This is a genomic window from Psychrobacter sp. TB15 (genome assembly GCF_000511655.1).
Lineage (GTDB): Bacteria > Pseudomonadota > Gammaproteobacteria > Pseudomonadales > Moraxellaceae > Psychrobacter > Psychrobacter submarinus.
This window is the reverse complement of the sequence record NZ_AYXN01000043.1, coordinates 38,053-55,025: the sequence shown is the minus strand read 5'-3', so window position 1 is coordinate 55,025 and position 16,973 is coordinate 38,053. Positions and strand designations below refer to the sequence as shown.

12 protein-coding genes, 2 tRNA genes and 2 pseudogenes are annotated in these 16,973 nt (G+C 43.2%); 11 read left to right on the top strand and 5 right to left on the bottom strand.

Annotation, left to right across the window (positions count from 1 at the left end; genetic code table 11):
• The first annotated feature begins 182 nt into the window (after positions 1–182).
• The 4 genes from msrB to W234_RS0113105 all read left to right on the top strand — a co-directional run bounded on the left by msrB (position 183) and on the right by W234_RS0113105 (position 1,850).
• On the top strand, positions 183–608 hold the full coding sequence (gene msrB, locus W234_RS0113120; protein ID WP_025647286.1) for a peptide-methionine (R)-S-oxide reductase MsrB: 426 nt from the start codon (positions 183–185) through the stop codon (positions 606–608).
• A gap of 141 nt (positions 609–749) precedes the next feature.
• Positions 750–1,238: a glutathione peroxidase gene (locus W234_RS0113115; RefSeq protein ID WP_025647284.1), complete on the top strand. Its 489-nt coding sequence runs from the start codon at positions 750–752 to the stop codon at positions 1,236–1,238.
• A gap of 409 nt (positions 1,239–1,647) precedes the next feature.
• Positions 1,648–1,723, top strand: a tRNA-Val gene (locus W234_RS0113110).
• A 50-nt stretch (positions 1,724–1,773) separates the two neighbouring features.
• A tRNA-Asp gene (locus tag W234_RS0113105) sits at positions 1,774–1,850 on the top strand.
• Positions 1,851–2,358: 508 nt separating this feature from the next.
• On the opposite strand, the pseudogene W234_RS0113100 reads toward W234_RS0113105, so the two are convergent.
• The 3 genes and pseudogenes from W234_RS0113100 to W234_RS0113090 form a co-directional block, all read right to left on the bottom strand.
• Positions 2,359–3,524 (bottom strand): annotated as a pseudogene (locus W234_RS0113100) (IS3 family transposase).
• Positions 3,525–3,588: 64 nt separating this feature from the next.
• Positions 3,589–3,867: pseudogene (locus tag W234_RS14925) on the bottom strand (manganese efflux pump); the annotation flags it as partial.
• Positions 3,868–4,127: 260 nt separating this feature from the next.
• Positions 4,128–5,198, bottom strand: a complete 1,071-nt coding sequence (locus W234_RS0113090; RefSeq protein ID WP_025647278.1) for a helix-turn-helix transcriptional regulator — start codon at positions 5,196–5,198, stop codon at positions 4,128–4,130.
• A gap of 247 nt (positions 5,199–5,445) precedes the next feature.
• Between W234_RS0113090 and W234_RS0113085 the strand changes: the two genes are divergently transcribed.
• From W234_RS0113085 to W234_RS14115, 3 genes are all read left to right on the top strand, one after another.
• Complete coding sequence (locus tag W234_RS0113085; RefSeq protein WP_025647276.1) at positions 5,446–7,140, top strand: GMC family oxidoreductase; 1,695 nt, start codon at positions 5,446–5,448, stop codon at positions 7,138–7,140.
• Between the two features lie 105 nt (positions 7,141–7,245).
• Positions 7,246–9,282, top strand: coding sequence for an alkyl/aryl-sulfatase (locus W234_RS0113080; protein WP_025647273.1), 2,037 nt, complete (start codon positions 7,246–7,248; stop codon positions 9,280–9,282).
• Between the two features lie 209 nt (positions 9,283–9,491).
• Positions 9,492–10,232: an aldehyde dehydrogenase family protein gene (locus W234_RS14115; RefSeq protein WP_227501917.1), complete on the top strand. Its 741-nt coding sequence runs from the start codon at positions 9,492–9,494 to the stop codon at positions 10,230–10,232.
• A 197-nt stretch (positions 10,233–10,429) separates the two neighbouring features.
• Here W234_RS14115 and W234_RS0113070 read toward each other — a convergent pair whose 3' ends face one another.
• Together W234_RS0113070 and W234_RS0113065 are read right to left on the bottom strand one after the other, a co-directional pair.
• Positions 10,430–11,911: an ATP-binding protein gene (locus W234_RS0113070; protein ID WP_025647272.1), complete on the bottom strand. Its 1,482-nt coding sequence runs from the start codon at positions 11,909–11,911 to the stop codon at positions 10,430–10,432.
• Entirely contained in the window at positions 11,908–12,618 is a 711-nt protein-coding gene (locus W234_RS0113065; protein ID WP_025647271.1) for a heavy metal response regulator transcription factor, read from the bottom strand. The genes W234_RS0113070 and W234_RS0113065 overlap by 4 nt, the downstream gene beginning before the upstream one ends.
• Positions 12,619–12,875: 257 nt before the next feature.
• Between W234_RS0113065 and W234_RS0113060 the strand changes: the two genes are divergently transcribed.
• The 4 genes from W234_RS0113060 (at position 12,876) to W234_RS0113045 (ending at position 16,962) form a co-directional block, all read left to right on the top strand.
• Complete coding sequence (locus W234_RS0113060) at positions 12,876–13,472, top strand: DUF411 domain-containing protein (RefSeq protein ID WP_413771585.1); 597 nt, start codon at positions 12,876–12,878, stop codon at positions 13,470–13,472.
• A gap of 56 nt (positions 13,473–13,528) precedes the next feature.
• A complete protein-coding gene (locus W234_RS0113055) occupies positions 13,529–15,232 on the top strand; it encodes a copper resistance system multicopper oxidase (RefSeq protein WP_025647269.1) in 1,704 nt (567 codons plus the stop codon).
• 24 nt (positions 15,233–15,256) lie between these two features.
• Complete coding sequence (locus W234_RS0113050; protein ID WP_025647268.1) at positions 15,257–16,252, top strand: copper resistance protein B; 996 nt, start codon at positions 15,257–15,259, stop codon at positions 16,250–16,252.
• A gap of 236 nt (positions 16,253–16,488) precedes the next feature.
• Complete coding sequence (locus W234_RS0113045) at positions 16,489–16,962, top strand: DUF305 domain-containing protein (RefSeq protein ID WP_025647267.1); 474 nt, start codon at positions 16,489–16,491, stop codon at positions 16,960–16,962.
• Positions 16,963–16,973: the final 11 nt, after the last annotated feature.

Genomic DNA, 16,973 nt, shown 5'->3' with positions numbered 1-16,973 from the left:
AAAAGTAGTTTGTATACTTACAAAAATATAAGCGAATTTTAACGTGTGATTTTAGTAATCGCGGCTAGCCATACATTGAATAATAAGTGATAAACATCATATCTTATAGGGCAGAAAGTTTTGAAGACTCAAAATTTTAATCAAGCGACTTTTAATCTAGAGACCAAGAATAAGGAATGACTATGCAAGACAGCCAACTTACCAAAGAAGAGATCGCTCAGTTAACCGAAGACGACTGGAAACAGCGTTTAAGTGCTGATGAGTATCATGTCATCCGCGAGAAGGGCACCGAACGTCCTTTCACTGGCGTCTATAATGACGTTAATGATAAAGGCATCTATCGCTGTAAAGCTTGCGGTGCCAAATTGTTTGATTCAGAGAGCAAGTTCGATGCTGGCTGCGGTTGGCCAAGTTTTGATCAAGGTATCGATAATGCTGCTATCGATGAGCACGTTGACGACTCTTTAGGTATGCGCCGTACTGAAGTGACTTGTAGTAATTGTGACGCGCATTTAGGCCATGTGTTCCCTGACGGGCCGCGTGAGACCACGGGTATGCGCTATTGCATCAACTCGGTGTCTATTGATTTGGATAAAGCGGAAGATTAAGCGGTATTCAGTATGAGCTACTTATCACGCAGGCTTTAAGATATAGTAGGGGAGCTAATAAGGCTCCCTTATTTTTTTATCAGTAGGTTTTTTTATAAATAGGTGAAGCGTAATAAAAGACAATTTAATTAAGGATGAATAATGAGTACGATTTATGATTTTACGGCTGAGCGTATGGATGGCACAGAGCAGTCTTTTGCTGACTTTGAGGGGCAAGTGCTGCTAGTGGTTAATACCGCGAGCAAATGTGGTTTTACCCCGCAGTTTGAGGGGCTTGAAGTCCTAAATGAGCAGTATAAAGACCAAAAATTAACCATCATTGGCTTTCCGTGTAATCAGTTTGGCGGACAAGACCCCGGTAGTAACGAAGAGATCGGCGCTTTTTGTCAAAAAAACTACGGCGTCAGCTTCCCGATGATGGCCAAAGTCGATGTCAATGGTAGCGATGCCCATCCAATTTTTAAGTGGCTTAAAGAGCAAAAAGGTGGCCTGCTCACTAATGGTATCAAATGGAACTTTACTAAGTTTTTGATAGGTAGCGATGGGCAAGTGCTTGAGCGTTATGCACCAACCACTAAGCCTGAGGCTCTTAAAGCTGATATTGAAAAAGCGCTGGCCGCTGCTAAATAAATTTCTATTACTAAGACGAGGTAGCTAGTAAGCAGGAAACAAATTATCTAAATATTTTTTGAATATAAAGCTAATAAAAACAGCTGCTTGCTAGTAAGTCACTATAAAAAGCAAAAAAAATTACTAAAAATGATGAAAACTGTTTGACAGGCATCACCAAATCTATATAATACACACCCACAGCAAGGGGCTTTATTGGTTCTGAGCTGTCAGAGGTTAATTAATATGTGACAGTCTTGATTAGCTGGATATAAGAAATCTTAAACTCAGTTTTGGGTTAAGGTTTCTAGAATTTTCCCTTTAAGGAAAATTCAGTAATACCTAGTTTGGATGTATAGCTTTTAGAATTTACGAAAATGTAAATTCTCTTGCGCTCGGACGAAGCAGTGCTTCGTTATATCCTCGCTCAGGGTGATTAGCTCAGTTGGTAGAGCGTCTGCCTTACACGCAGAATGTCGGCGGTTCGAATCCGTCATCACCCACCACTTATTAGCAAGTGAGCCTTTTATAAAGGCAAGATGCTAAGACGACCTAAGCAGCGGTAGTTCAGTTGGTTAGAATACCGGCCTGTCACGCCGGGGGTCGCGGGTTCGAGTCCCGTCCGCTGCGCCATATTTAAAACGAATTTAAACTTATGAGTTTAAGCAAGTTTCGCCTCAAACATTACATTGTTTGGGGTTTTTTTGTGTCTGAATTTCTGCTTAAAGCCTTTATCCGTAAGGGTTGGTTATTTTTTCTTTATCAACCCTTAAGAAGTAGTCCACTCTTTAATAATGTATTTTCTATAAGTCTGCATACATGCACTCTGCCTTTTGAAAGTCGGTGACCAAGTGCTCGGTGACCAAACGGTGACCATTTCGTGACCAAGGTTATTAAAAGTTGCTGACGGTAACTGATCGCCAATTTTTATGCTTATCGATAAGTTCAGGAGCTTAAAGGATCAGCCTCAAACTAAGTTTGATGTAAAGACGGAAACCTTTCTACCCATTCACCGATAACCACTTTGTCAGTTTCAATACAAAATGGTATTGCCCACAACCTCAATTTTTCTGCTAAATAAAAACATTCCAAAGGTGACCTCTGCCGTCAAATCCGTACAGTTAAACTTGGGAGATTTTAGTTACGCAGCTTGACGATAGTAGTCAAACCACACCTGCCTTGGCGATTTATAGCCTAAACCCTTTTGAATTCTCGTTTGGTTGTAGTACAACTCGATGTATCTAATAATATCGTTGATCGCTGCAAATCTAGTCTTATAATCCTGATGATATACCAGCTCGTTCTTTAAAGTGCCCCAGAAGCTTTCTATCGGAGCATTGTCGAAGCAATTACCTTTAGCGCTCATTGAGCCTGTAAATTGATGCTGCTTAACGATCTTGTGGTAGGCATGGCTGCAATACTGGCTGCCTCTGTCAGAATGGACTATTAGTTTTTTGGCAGGTCGTTTGTTCTTGATGGCCATGTTCAATGCGCGACAGACCAAATCTGCGGTCATGCGTTTGTTGATAGCATAGCCGACCAGCTCTTCGGTATATAAGTCCTTGGCCCCTGCTAAGTACAGCCAGCCCTCGTTTGTCCAGATATAAGTAATATCGCTAACCCAAGACTCATTAGGGCGACTGGTGTCAAACTTCTGATCGAGCACGTTTGGATAGACCAGTTTGTTATGATTAGAGTCAGTGGTGACTTTAAAGCGCTTGTGACGACAGCATTTGATGCCAAATTCTTCTTTGATGTTTCTGACCATGTATAGACTAATATCATGCCCTTGTTCGGTGAGCGTTGCATGTAGTCGCTCATATCCATAGCGCTCTTTAGTTTCACTGTGCGCGGCTTTAACCAGTAGCTCGCACTGATTGCGGTGTACCTGCTGTTCGCTGATGTCACGACTTAGCCAATCGTAGTAGCTTGAGGGCTTAATGATTAATACATGGCACATAGTAGTGGTGCTAAATATCTAATGATTGTCTTTGATAAAGGCGTACTTTACTAGCTGTGCTTGGCGAAGTACGCCGTCACCTTTTTTAAGATCTCGCGCTCCTCCTCAGCGACTTTAAGCTGTCGTTTGAGGCGTTTGTTCTCTTCCATCACGGCCATAAGCTGTGGATCATATTGTTCAGACCCTTTAAGCTTAACTTGGTTAGCTTTGTTCTGCCAGTTCGATAAGGTTTGCATGGCGATGTCTAGCTGCTTTGCAGTCGCTGAAATATTGCCGTTGTTCTCTGCTATCTTCTTTACGGCTTCGGCTTTAAATTCGTCACTGTAGGTTCTTACTTTCTTGGCCATGGTAAACTCTTCGTTGAGTCGTTAGTTTACCAAGTTTACTTGTAAGGTTTCTTCAGCATAGCTCAATAGCTAATGACAGTAGTGTTTTATGAATTAAATTGATCTTAGTATCGTCATCGTTCACTGAACGCGACTCATAGAGCATTTTAATCCCAAGCACTATCAGTATGACAAAGGCAATCCAAGCAGCCCCTTCAGAAAATCAACCCAGCATAATAGAACCAAGCGCATAATCAATTAGCGACATCACCCCTTGTGCAACCCCGAAATACACACCAATAAGTAAGTCAATTTTTATAAATTACGGCTTAATATCGTTTCTATACGTTAAGCTAAGACCGATTGAAGCGTAAGTTGAACGCTAGCAAAGTTTATATGTATGAATAATTTATTTTTAAATAAGATAATAATCTCTTTCGTGCGCAATAAACGTGTTGTCTTCTTTTAATAACTTATTGAGCATTACTGATGCTTGACCCGAATTAAGACAAAATTTATTTACTTTGACCTAAATACATATATCACTAAGAATAATCATAAGTTAAAGTTAACAGACTAACTATAAGTAACCAGGGTCTCACTCTTATAATTTTACCCTTTTTATTATAAATTTTGTTGATCTGATTGATATTTTATATAGGCTTTTGGAGTCATTTTAAACCAACTCTTAAAAGCACCAAAAAACTGGCTGCTAGAATGATAGCCAAGTAAGAATGCCGTATCAGTAGCTGACAACCCTTGCTCTATTAAGTACTTATGCGCTAACTTTTTTCGAACATCTAATAGCAACGCTTTAAAAGAGGTACCTTCTTCTCTTAGGCGTCTCTGCAAGCTACTAACACTCATATTGAGCACCTGAGCAACTCGTTCACGAGTTGCTTCATTTAGCCCCATGATTGTTATGAGTATATGTTGGCAACGTTGCGTATAGCTGGTATGGGTAAAGTTTTTATCAAGCATATGGTGCAAAGGATTGATAAAAAATGTACTTCCTATCGTATTTTTTGCATGTTCCGATGAGTAGTAAATGTGATCAACCCTATCAATCCGATACGTTAAACTATTAATTGTTTTAGACATCTCTGCTGGAACACCTAAAAACTGTTTATATAGTTCAAATCCTTGGGAAGACTGACGATGTGCCAAAGTGAGTTCTACAGGTTTGAGTGAGTTAAATGTCGATATGATTTTATAAACAGAGAAAATAATACCATCAATTTGATGTTTATTAATCTGTTCAGGCATGCTTGGATTGAACTCAAGACGGATTAAATCTTTTCTCTCAAATAAATGAACCTCGATTGATTCAGTCATTACTCTGAAGTAACGCGAAATCAAGCGGCAGAGAACAATAAGAGGGATATCGATATTAGCGTTTATTAAAGGATTGATACATTGGCTTATTCCTTTATAAAAAGGAAGAGACTCGATTTCAATATAGTTAAAAACTTTTAACCCTATGTAATCATCTTGGAAGAAGTAGGTAGCCAAATTGAACTCATTTGTAACGACAGCGAGTGGCATCCTATCGCCTTCAAAATCATCAAGATCACTAAATTGTGACATTATTCTGGGTATATCAGACGAGCGATTTATCTGTATCAGATAAGTTGCTACGGCTTTTCTATAACAGATTGCTGTCATTTTATGAACCGTATATTCATTGAGTTCCATAGTTTTACTCTGTGTTTATCTTGATATAATTTAAAACTATAGTTCACCTTTTAGAGTGTCTTTAGCATCATGATCAAGACACTTATAAGTAATAATAGTTCATAAAAAAGCATACTAATAAAAGATATTAATGAGTTTTATCAATATTTTACCTGCTTTATCCGTTAGATTAATTATCTAACTTTAGCACTTTAGCAAAAAAAGCCTAGTACTAGCTAGGACAATACAAGGAAGGAGTATATTAATCATGGAATTTGATTATATTATCGTTGGCGGTGGATCAGCAGGGTCTGTCTTGGCAAGTCGCTTAAGTGAAGACCCGAAAACTACAGTCTGTCTTTTAGAATCAGGCGGTGACGGCAAAGATTTAGTTGTGCGTATGCCAGCAGCTGTTATCGCACAAATGAGAGATAAACCGATTAAGATAAATAATTGGTGTCTAAATACTATTCCGCAAAAAAACCTAAATAATCGCATTGGTTATCAACCTCGTGGCAAATGCTTAGGTGGCTCATCAGCCATTAATGCTATGGTTTATACTCGTGGCAGTGCCAAAGATTATGATCGCTGGGCTGATGAAGGATGTAAGGGTTGGGACTTTGAAGCGTTATTACCTTTTTTTAAAAAAGCTGAAAATAATGTTCGCGGTGAAGATGAGTTTCATGGAGATAGCGGACCCTTACATGTTGCTGACCCTCTAAGTCCTCGACCTATTACTTCTGCTTTCATCGATGCTTGTGTCACCAATGGTTTAGATAGAAATGACGATTTCAATGGCAATAAGCAAGATGGAGCGGGTCTGTATCAAGTCACTCATTTTCATGGTGAAAAACAAGGCCAGCGTTGTTCGGCTGCCGCCGCTTACCTCCACCCTATAGAAGATAGACCAAACTTAACGATTGTCACAAGTGCACTTGCATCTCGTGTTCTGATTGAGAACGGTATCGCATCAGGCATGGTTTATGTTAAGAATAACCAAGAAAACACTATTAAAGCCAATGCAGAAGTCATTTTGTGTGCGGGAGCTTTCGGCTCGCCAAAAATTCTAAAACTATCAGGTATTGGTCCTAAACAGGAACTTGAGCAACATGGCATTACCGTTGTTTATGATGCCCCAAATGTAGGAGAAAACCTACAAGATCACCTCGATGTAGTTTTTGACTATGAGGTCAATACAAAAGATGTGTTTGGCGTAGGCTTTACCGCTGGTCTGAACCTTATAAAAGGTGTAAGTGACTGGAGAAGAGATGGGACTGGGTTATTATCGACCAACTTCGCTGAAGGTGCAGCGTTCTTTAGTGCTACCAAAGCAACCCCTAATGATTGGCCTGATACCCAGCTTCATTTTGTTATATCTAGAGTGATAGATCATGGGCGTCAAGTTAAATGGGGTTATGCGATATCTGTTCATAGCTGTTATCTACGACCTGAAAGCCGCGGCACTGTAAAGCTAGCCTCTGCTGACCCTAGTGCAGCCCTACTAATCGATCCTAACTATTTAGATCATCCAAAAGATATTGAGATGATGATGGCAGGTGCGCAGCGTACACGTGACATCATGCAAGAGCAACCAATGGCGAAATATATTACTGAAGATTACGCAGCGCCCTTCTTAAAAAAAGATGGCTTGTTAGGTTATATCCGTAATAAGTCAGATACGATTTATCATCCAGTCGGTACCTGTAGAATGGGCTCGGACGCTGAATCCGTAGTGGACTTGGACCTCAAGGTTAGGGGTGTTGTCGGACTTCGCGTGGTAGATGCCTCTATTATGCCAACGCTCAATAGTGCCAATACTAACGCTCCAACGATAGCGATTGCAGAAAAAGTCGCTCATGAAATAAAAGCTGAGCGCCACGTTCTAAATCAGGCTATGAACCATACTGACGCAGCAAACCTTCACAAACTAAACGCTCAAACACAAGGAATGGCAAAGATTTAGCAAAACCTGCAAAGGCTTATCTAAACGATAAGGTACAAAGCCGTTTAAACTGACAACAATCTTGTCAACGACAATAATGGATCTATTATGGTAAGGAATACCACTATGCAAAACTCAACTACAGTCAAATTTACATCAACTAATCCTGGCCGTTTGCTATTGCTAGTAAGTAGTATGCTACTTGCCGCTTGCACGACCTCAACAGCTCAAGTGAGTAATAACAAAGCAGCTACTACGACAACGATTGCCGCAAATGCAGCGTCAGTCAGTCAGCTAGACTTAGACGACCCAAGAGACTTTGAAGAGGCGATCCGTGGTCTCATCGCTAGCCCTGAAGATTTGCAGATACCATCGATAGCAGATCCTACAAAATACGTATGGGATACTAAAGAGTACAACTTTATTAAGGGTGAAGCACCCAATTCGGTGAACCCTAGTCTTTGGAGACAAGCTAAGCTTAATAATATCAAAGGGCTGTTTGAATTCAGACCCGGTATTTATCAACTGCGTGGTTTTGACTTGTCAAACATGACGTTGATTAAAGGTGATACAGGCTGGATTGTCGTCGATCCTTTAACCTCAAAAGAGACGGCAAAATATGCTTATGATTTTGCTATGAAACATCTTGTAGAACGTTATCCAGATATGCCTAAGAGTATCAGCGCAGTCCTTCTTACCCATAGTCATATGGATCATTTTGGCGGCACTTTAGGAATTATTTCTCAAGAAGAGATTGAAAAAAATAACATTCCTGTAATCGCGCCACTCGGGTTTATGGAAGAAGCTACCAGCGAAAACATTCTGGCTGGTACAGCAATGCTGCGTCGCTCGTCATATATGTATGGCAAAGATTTGCCCCGCAACCAATATGGACATATTGGTAGTGGCTTAGGTAAAGGCCCAGCCTATGGTCAGTTCAGCATCGTCGAGCCAAATACTTTAATTGAGAAAACCCCTACCAATTTAGAGATTGATGGTGTCGACTTCCAGTTTCAATACACACCTGGAACAGAGGCCCCTGCAGAGTTCACCTTTTATCTTCCGAAATACAAAGCTTTAGCTGGGGCAGAGTTGGTCTCTCGTAATATGCATAACCTTTATACTTTACGAGGCGCTAAGGTAAGGGACGCTCTGCAATGGAGTAATTATATTGAAGAAGCTCGCAATGAGTTTGGTGATGCAGAGTACTACTTTGCCAGCCATCATTGGCCAATGTGGGGCAAAGAAAAAATCCAAACTTTCCTCAAGCAGCAACGAGATATGTATAAGTTCATCCACGATCAAAGCTTACGTCGTATCAATAAAGGTATGACACCCGGTGAGATCGCTGAAGACCTCAAACTACCGCCAAGCTTGGCATCTGAGTTTTCCAATCGTGAGTATTACGGCACAGTCAAACACAATGCGCGCGCAGTCTACCAAAACTACATTGGCTGGTATGACTCTAACCCTGCCCATCTAGACCCATTGCCAGACCCACAACGTGCTTCTGCTTACGTCAAACTCGCTGGAGGCAGTCAAAGCGTTATGACGCAAGCTCAGTCTGCATTTGATACTGGTAATTATAGATGGGCGGCAGAAATTCTAAACCATTTAGTGTTTGATGATCCCGATAATATGTCTGCCAGAGAGCTATTAGCCAAAACATATGAACAGCTAGGCTATCAAGCAGAATCTGGTCCATGGCGTGATAGCTACTTAACTGGCGCGAAAGAGCTGCGCGAGGGAACACCTGACGTAGGCGTTGATATGTCTGTGATGCGAGATGTATTCTTACAGACGCCAGTTTCGAACTTTTTTGATGCGCTGTCTGTTCGCTTAAAGTCTGAAGAGGCGAACGGCCTCAACACCAACCTGCAGATCAACTTCACTGATATAAACGAAAACTATCTGCTGTGGATTGAAAACTCGGTTTTACATTATCGACTGCTTGATGGCTCAAATCCCTCAAAAAAAGAAGTGAAAACCACACTAAATCTAACGCAGCCTTTATTCGTCGACTTGCTAATTGGGAAAGCTGGGTTTAAAGAAATGTTGACCTCGGCAGACTCAAGCGTAGAGGGCAACCAGAACGACTTGCTAACCTTTTTTAGCTTATTTGAGACGCCAGATCCTTCTTTTGGTATCGTACTTCCAGAATAGTAAGAGAAATAAGAGCCTATTAAGTATGCTTATCTAGCATCTTAATAGGCTCACACTATAAAAGATATTTCAAAGACAAAGAAATGAATAGTACCCAACCTGAAGCTGACACCAGCGCTTCAATGAGCAAATCACCTTCTATCATTACTAATAAAGAGCAACTACAAACGTAGTTTGCAACATTACAAGCACTAAGTCGCACTCAGCCGATACTCGACTGGACGACCAGAAAGTCGCAGCTGGATACTCTTGAGAAGTTGTTGAGCGAGAATAAATACAAACTGACTCAGGCTATTAACGCAGACTTTGGCCAGCGTAGTGAAGGCGAAACCAAGTTTGCCGAGCTATTCTCAAGTTTTACCAGCATCAGTCATGCTAAAAAACATGGCAAGTCTTGGATGAAAACAAGAAAAGCACCTATCTCAGCAGTCTATCTACCTGCCCGCAATGAGATTGAACCTCAACCATTAGGAGTGGTCGGTGTAATGGTCCCTTGGAACTATCCATTATACTTAGCGATTGGACCTATGATAGACGCGCTGACAGCTGGGAATCGTGTCATGGTAAAAATGAGTGAAGCCGCGCCGCAGTTTGCGCAAGCGTTTGCTGAAGCGGTGAGTCAGTATTTTTTGGCTGACATGGTTAGTGTCGTGGTCGGCGATGTAGATATTGCGGTGGCGTTTAGCCAGTTGCCTTTTGACCACCTTATTTATACTGGTTCTACAGAAGTCGGTAAAAAAATCATGGCAGCAGCGCCAAACCTAACCCATGTTACGCTTGAGCTTGGAGATAAGTCACCCGTGATTGTACTCGAAGAGGCCGACTTAGAGAGTGCCGTCAATAGAATTATGACAGGAAAAACCCTAAATGCTGGACAGACTTGTATAGCCCCTGATTACGTCCTCATCAATCGTAAGCATCATGCGCAGTTTATAGCGAAGGATATTTAATATATTTTGTTGGTCTTAGACTGTCACGCCGGGGGTCGCGGGTTCGAGTCCCGTCCGCTGCGCCATATTTAAAACGAATTTAAACTCTCAAGTTTAAGCAAGTTTCGCCTCAAACATTAGATTGTTTGAGGTTTTTTTGTGTCTGTAAAAACTGTTGGTAAAAGACAAGTATCCATAGCTGATGTATTTGGACTCCACTATACTTGCGCCAGATACAGCTTAACACTCACGGCAAAGTACTCATGATCTCTGATGCGAATGCTGACAGTACCGTCATGGGCTTGGGCGATGGCTTGTACGATAGATAGCCCCAGCCCCGATCCAGCATGCATGTTGGTAGTGGTATGATGACGATGAAAGCGCTCGAACAGCTTGTCTGCTTCTGCTTGACTGATAGGCTGCGCCATGCGATTGGTAATGGTGATAATGAGCGCTGACCGATGAGCTGTACTGATGCTAGAGGGTTTGGTAGGTTGCAGCTCTGATGGGTCTTCGATGGCAGCGTCGACGCTAATGACGCTGTCATTGGCGGCGTAATGTATAGCGTTTGACATAAGGTTGGCAAACAGTCTTTGTAGCAGACCTTCATCGCCCAATACCACCTCAAAACTGCCTGTTCTTTTAAAGAGTAAGTGGCGGTCTTCGGCTATCAACTCAAAATAATCCAGTAGTTTTATGATCAACTCCTCAGTATTTACTGGCGCAAGCTGTGAGTTATTTAGCCCTTTTTGGGTTTTGGCAAGCAGCAGCATATTATTGATGAGGCTTGATAGCTGCTGGAGTGTGTCGTGCTGATGGTGTAGCTGCTCGATGTACTCTTCCGTATCTCGGGTCTTACTCAGCATGACTTGGGTCTGTGTGCCAAGGGTGGCCAGTGGTGTGCGCAGCTCGTGGGCAATATTGTCCGAAAACCGCAGTAATGAAGCAAAATTACCCTCAAGTTTACTCATCATTAGGTTGTAAGACTCGGCCAAAGGCCGTAGCTCGCGCGGCATGTCACTGACGCTCACTCTTTCATCCAAGCGCTCTGGATTGATGCCTTGCATCTTTTGTACAATGGTGGATAAAGGCGCAAATCCCCAATAGACACTCAGGGCCGCAACAGAAACCAGTAACAACGTAATCGCAAGTAAAATCAGGCTTAGCTGACGATTGAACTGTAAAAGGTACTGATGATGGACATCGATTGGTAAGGCAATCAAGGCAAGGATCTGCTCGTCTTTGATGAGCAACGCGCGGTAGTTTCGGTCGTTGATTTTGGTGACAAATTGCTGCTCGCGATGCGTTTGCCACAATGACCAAAGGTCAAAGTCCGCAGGCAGCTCATGGCTAAAACCACTTGGCGCACTGGACAGTCGATGCCCTTGTCTGTCAATCACTAGGATTTTTAGATTATAGTCTGACCATGAGGCGTGCAGGTCATCAGGATAAAGTGGCGCTGAAGGCGTAGAGGACAATGGCAAAGTCGCCGTCGTGCGTTCATTGAAATAATCGGCACGTTTGCGCAAATTAAAGGCAGCATGTGTGATGATCTCTGAGTCCATTTGCTCAAAGTGGCCGCTGACCGAGCGTTGTACCCAAATATAAATAACGATTTGGGAGATGACGACAACGATCGTCAATAAAAAAATCGTACGCCATAATAGTGGTAAGCGCCGATTATCAAAGCGGTATTTCATCGCGCGTTATCCGTCTCTGCTATGGCAGTATCTGCCGCATCTAAGCGATATCCCATACCGCGCACGGTGTGAATCAGCTTGGTCTCATAGTCATCATCGATTTTGAGCCGTAGGCGTCTGATGGCCACATCGATGACATTGGTATCACTATCAAAATTCATGTCCCATACTTGTGAGGCGATGACAGAGCGCGGGAGCACCTCACCTCGGCGCTCTAATAAAAACTGCAACAAAGCAAACTCTTTGGCCGTCAGCTTAATGACTGTATCGCCTCTATGCACAGTGCGCTTGGCGATATCCATCTGTAGGTCTGCTATCTGTAATATCGTGCTGTTATAGTCCGCTTGATTGGCGCGGCGCAAGAGGCTTTTTATACGCACGATCAGCTCGGCAAAGGCAAAAGGTTTGGTCAGATAATCATCGCCACCGATCTCGATGCCTTTGACTCTATCGCTTAACTCGTCTTTTGCGGTCAAAAACAGCACAGGCGTCTGCTTACCGGCAGCGCGATAATTGCGTATCAGCTCAAAGCCGCTGATATCAGGCAACATGACATCCATCAGCACCACGCTATACTCATCGGTCATGAGTGCATGATAGCCATCGAGGCCTGTCGCTTGATGCTCAACGATAAAACCGGCTTCGCTCAGACCCTTTTTTATATACTCGCCAAGTTTGATCTCGTCTTCTACCAGTAATACCTTCATCATTCCACCTTGCAGATTAGGTTCATAGCATAAGGCCATACTAAAGGATTCTGTTTGCTATGAACATCGATGGTGGCAAAGATGACAGGATTGTCATCTGCATGTCATCTGCCGGTCAGAATGGGGTCGCTAGTATATAGGCTATGAACGGCATCGGCGGCCGCTGCATTTATAACGGCTGTTGACTTAGTAAAAGGCCGCCCGCTCTACAGTATTATCTGATACAAGACAATGGGATAAAAAAGGATAAAAACATGATGTTTAATACAGACCATAAGTGGTTGGGTGGCGTTGTTTTATTGACGACGAGCGTTGGGCTGATGGCTTGTAGTCAGCCAGATGTCGATGCGGCTGATAAGCAAACGACGGCGAGCACACAAGTACCAGTAGAGACTATAAGCCCAGCGTCAAACACAAAGGCATCAGACCTACAGCCGTCATCCACCATTTTACAAAACGTCTCGGCCACCGTCTACAAAGATGCCAATTGTGGCTGCTGTAAAGAGTGGATCGGTCATGCCGAGAATCATGGTATGACGGCAAACGGGCAAGATGTCAGCGATTTGGCGGTATTTAAACAGCGCTACGGCGTGCCTGATAATATGCGCTCCTGTCATACTGCGGTGACGAGTGATGGCTATGTGTTTGAAGGTCATGTCCCGGCCAAATATGTGGCACAGTTCCTAAAAAATCCGCCAAGCGAGGCGATTGGCCTTGCCGTACCTGGCATGCCTATGGGCAGTCCAGGTATGGAGTATCAAAACAGATTTGATCCGTATCAAATCATGCAAATTAACAAAGACGGTAGCAGCACGGTTTATGCACAAGTTGAGTCGCCGCAGCAGCAACTATAGTTTGAAGCGTTTTTAGAGATTTTAGTATTTATTAATTCCTTATTACGAGTCATATTATGAATAATAAAAATACGCTCAACCGCCGTAGCTTTTTGACGGGATCGTCCGCCTTGGTAGGGGCGTCTATGCTATCAAGCCTGCCAACGATGGCAAATAGTGCGCTTGTGGGCTCGCAAAGCAAGGCGATCATTAATAGCGATAGACCTGATCATAAAGTGCCTATCTTGTCGGGTGATGAGTTCGATCTGTATATCAGCAAAAAGCCTGTTATCGTCAATGGTAAGTCGAGTATAGCGACGCTGATTAATGATTCCTTGCCGGCGCCAACGCTGAAGATGCAAGAGGGCGATACGGTCATCATCCGCGTGCACAATCAGATGAATGAGCTGACTTCTATTCATTGGCATGGTCTGCTCGTACCTTTTGAGATGGACGGTGTGCCGGGTATCAGCTTCGATGGTATACCCGCCAATAGCACTTTTACTTATAAATTCAAACTCAAACAATCAGGGACTTATTGGTATCACTCGCATACAGGCTTTCAGGAGCAAACGGGTATGCGCGGCGCGATCGTCATCGAGCCAAAAGCGGCGGAGCGCTATCCGGTGGCAGAAGATCATGTTATTTTGCTCAGTGATTGGACGCACCGTGATCCGCATACGTTACTCAAACTACTCAAACAGCGCGCTGACTTTGATAATTATCATCTACCCGATTTTAAAAAGCTGTTATCCGATATCGCTGCCACCGATATAGAGGCCGCTTTTGATAAGCGCAAAATGTGGAATCAGATGCGTATGATGCCGACTGATTTTAGTGATTTATCGGGGGAAACGACTTTTACTTATCTTATCAATGGTAAAACCACTGCCGCTAATTGGGTGCAGCTGGTCAAAGCATGGCAGCCGGTCAAACTACGCTTTATCAATGCTTCTGCGCAGACGATATTTGATGTGCGCATACCGGGTCTTAAGATAAAAGTCGTTGGTACTGATGGTAATGATGTTGCACCTGTCGAGGTCGATGATTTTCGCATTGGCGTCGCTGAGACTTATGATGTCATCGTCACGCCAACTAAAGACGCCCATATTATCTTTGCGCAAAACATCGATCGTACCGATTATGTGACCGCAACCTTAGCCACTCGCAAAGGCGCGCGCGCTGCCACGCCTCAGATGGATGGCATCGAGTGGCTCACCATGGCCGATATGATGGGGGCTATGGGCGACAAGGGTTATGACGCACACCATGCCAAGACCGAGTATGACTTTAAGACCGATATGCGCGTCGATAGTCCGCGCATGAATCTCGATGATCCTGGGATTAATCTGCGTAACATCGATAGAGAGGTGCTGACGTATAGCCAGCTGCGTTCTGTTGGCAACGAGATCATGAGCGAACAGCGCAAACCGAATCGCGAGGTTGAAATTCATCTAACGGGTAATATGGAGCGCTATATATGGGCGCTCGATGGCATTATGTTTAAGGATGCGCCGCCTGTCAATATCAAACCGGGCGAGCGCGTGCGTATTACCTTAGTCAATGACACCATGATGAGCCACCCGATGCATCTGCACGGTATGTGGAGTGATTTGCGTGCGCCTAATGGCGACTTTCAAGTACGCAAGCATACTATCTTAGTACATCCTGCGCAAAAGGTGAGTTTTGATGTGACGGGCGAGGCAGGACGCTGGGCTTGGCATTGCCATCTGCTTTATCACATGGAAACCGGCATGTTTAGAGAAGTTGCTGTCGTTTAATGAATTGTGGAATGTGAGTTTATTATGAAAACAATTAAAAAAAGTCTGCTATTCATTGGCTTATCATCATTCGCATTGCTAGCGTCACCCTTAGTAGCAGCCGAAATGGACATGTCAAGCATGGATCACAGCAGTATGGACGTGTCGAATATGGACCATAGCAGTATGGATATGTCAGGCATGGATCATAGCAGCATGAACATGTCAGGTATGGATCATAGCAGCATGAACATGTCAGGTATGGATCATAGCAGCATGAACATGTCAGGTATGGATCATGGTGATATGGATATGTCGGGTATGCAAGGCGGCGAGCCGCCTGCTGATGCGCGTAGCCCTGATTATTCAAACGGCGTGGGCTATGGCGAGTATGGTAAGCCTGTGATGATGGGTAGTTTGCCTACTTGGGGCATATCGGTAGATGATTTAGGCTATCAGTTCGAAGACGATCAAATTAACTTTGAGATAGAGGGTTGGTATGGTGATGATAGTAGGCGTCTCCGATTACGTACTGAAGGTCACGCCGCGACTAAAGATGACAAAGAAATCGATAGTCTAAGCTCGCTTGCTTATTGGCAGCCGCTCGGTACCTTTTGGAATGGTGAAGCCGGCGCCGCTTATAATACCGAAAACGACAAAGCGGCATTAATGGCGGGTATCGTCGGCACAGCGCCTTACTTTATTGAGACGGATGCTAGAGCCTATGTCTATACTGATGGTCAAGTCCAGCTCGATCTTGGTGCAGAATATGAGTGGCGCTTAGACCAGCATTGGGTGGTAATCCCAGAAGCTGGGTTAAAGGTATTTAGCAAGGGTGATACTGACAATAACATTACCAAAGGCTTTAATGAGTTAGAAACTGAAGTTCGGCTCACTTATGAAATGCTCAGTCGTCAGCTCTCTCCGTATGCAGGCTTTAGCTACGAGACAGCATTATCAGATGCAAGAGACTTACGTCGCCAAAACAACGAAGATGTTGATACCAGTAGCGTCACCGCAGGGGTAAAATTTTGGTTCTAGGTTCCTAGTTCTAAATGCACAAATATCTCATTATTTAGAGTGCTGAGATTAACGTTAGTATGAACCTTGATACTATTACTAACGTGTTAACGACTAAACAAGCACCTTTTAGAAGGTGCTTTTTTGTTAAGTTATTATTTAGCAAAATTTAATAAGTATATTAATGGTTTGATTAAGCAACTATAGATCAATTTTAAATTGGCTTAACCATATAACTATAAAAAAGGAGTAATCGCATGAACAACGATATGAACCATAAGCAAAAAATGAATCCTTATGTCAAATTTGGTCTGATGATTCTGACCTCGACCATCGTCATGTATATCATGATGTATTTTAATACCTATAAATGGGATCATGTGTACTTTAGTGAGACGCGTGCTTATATGGCGCTATATATGGGCGCGATGATGGCGGTCATCATGCTCGCCTTTATGGGTAATATGTACAAAAAAACCAAAGTCAATTTGATGATTTATGGTCTTGGTATCGTGCTATTTGCCTTTGGCTTATGGGGCGTACGCTCACAGCAAACCGTCGATCAGGTGGATTGGATGCAGGCGATGATACCGCACCATTCTATCGCTATTTTGACCAGTGAACGCGCCGATATCGATGACCCACGTGTTCGTCAATTGGCAGATGACATCATCAAAGCGCAAAAGCGCGAAATCGGTGAGATGCAAGCATTAATCGAAGAGCTTGAATAAAGAGTAATGGT